This window comes from Sphingomonas sp. (genome assembly GCF_040398505.1).
GTDB lineage: Bacteria > Pseudomonadota > Alphaproteobacteria > Sphingomonadales > Sphingomonadaceae > Sphingomonas.
In genome coordinates this window covers 33,353-34,420 of record NZ_JBBATX010000010.1, presented here as the reverse complement: position 1 = coordinate 34,420, position 1,068 = coordinate 33,353, and the positions used below count along the sequence as shown (strand labels likewise).

Genomic DNA, 1,068 nt, shown 5'->3' with positions numbered 1-1,068 from the left:
GCCTCACCCATCCAGCGACGCCAGCCGCTCCGCCTCATCCTGCGCGATCAGCGCGCCGATGAGGTCGTCCATCTCGCCCTGCAAGATCTCGGGCAGACGGTGCAGCGTCAAATTGATGCGGTGGTCGGTCACGCGGCCTTGCGGGAAATTATAGGTGCGGATGCGCTCGGATCGGTCGCCCGATCCGACCATCGACTTGCGCGCGCCCGCGCGTTCCTGATGCAGCCGGTCGCGTTCAGCCTCGTAGAGGCGCGTGCGCAACACCCGCATCGCCTTGGCCTTGTTCTTGTGCTGCGATTTCTCGTCTTGCTGGATCACGACGAGGCCCGAAGGAATATGCACGATCCGCACCGCCGAATCGGTGGTGTTGACCGATTGCCCGCCGGGGCCGGACGAGCGGTAAATGTCGATCCGCAGATCCTTGTCCTCGATCTTGATGTCGACTTCCTCGGCCTCGGGCAGCACCGCGACGGTTGCGGCCGAGGTGTGGATCCGCCCTTGCGCTTCGGTCGCGGGGACGCGCTGGACACGGTGGACGCCGGATTCGAATTTCAATTTGGCAAACACGCCCTTGCCCTCGACCGAGGCGATCACTTCCTTGAAGCCGCCGCTGTCGGAGCTTGAGGCGGAGATCAGCTCGACGCGCCACCCCTGCCCTTCGGCATAACGCTGATACATGCGGAACAGATCGGCGGCGAACAGCGCGGCTTCGTCGCCGCCGGTCCCGGCGCGGATTTCGAGCATCGCGGCGCGCTCATCGGCGGCATCGCGCGGCAGCAGCGACAGCGCGAGCGCGCGTTCGGCCTCGGGCAAGCGATCGCGGATCGAATCGATCTCCTCGCGCGCCATCACCTTGATGTCGGGGTCGTCGTCGCCTTCCATGCCCGCGAGCACGCCGAGTTCGGCGCGCAGCCGCCGCACCTCGCCCGCCGCGCGGGCGACGGGTTCGAGCTCGGCATATTCCTTGGAGACCGCGACGAAGCGCTCCGACGGCAAATCCCCCGACGCCATCAACGCCGAAAGCTCGTCACGCCGCGCCTCGATCTGCAGGATGCGTTCGGGGGAGAT

The 1,068-nt window shown here is 66.6% G+C and carries 1 protein-coding gene; it reads right to left on the bottom strand.

Annotation, left to right across the window (positions count from 1 at the left end):
- Positions 1 to 3: 3 nt before the first annotated feature.
- The coding region (prfA, locus tag ABWP09_RS02800) for a peptide chain release factor 1 (protein ID WP_502959747.1) at positions 4 to 1,068 on the bottom strand (1,065 nt) is incomplete at its 5' end.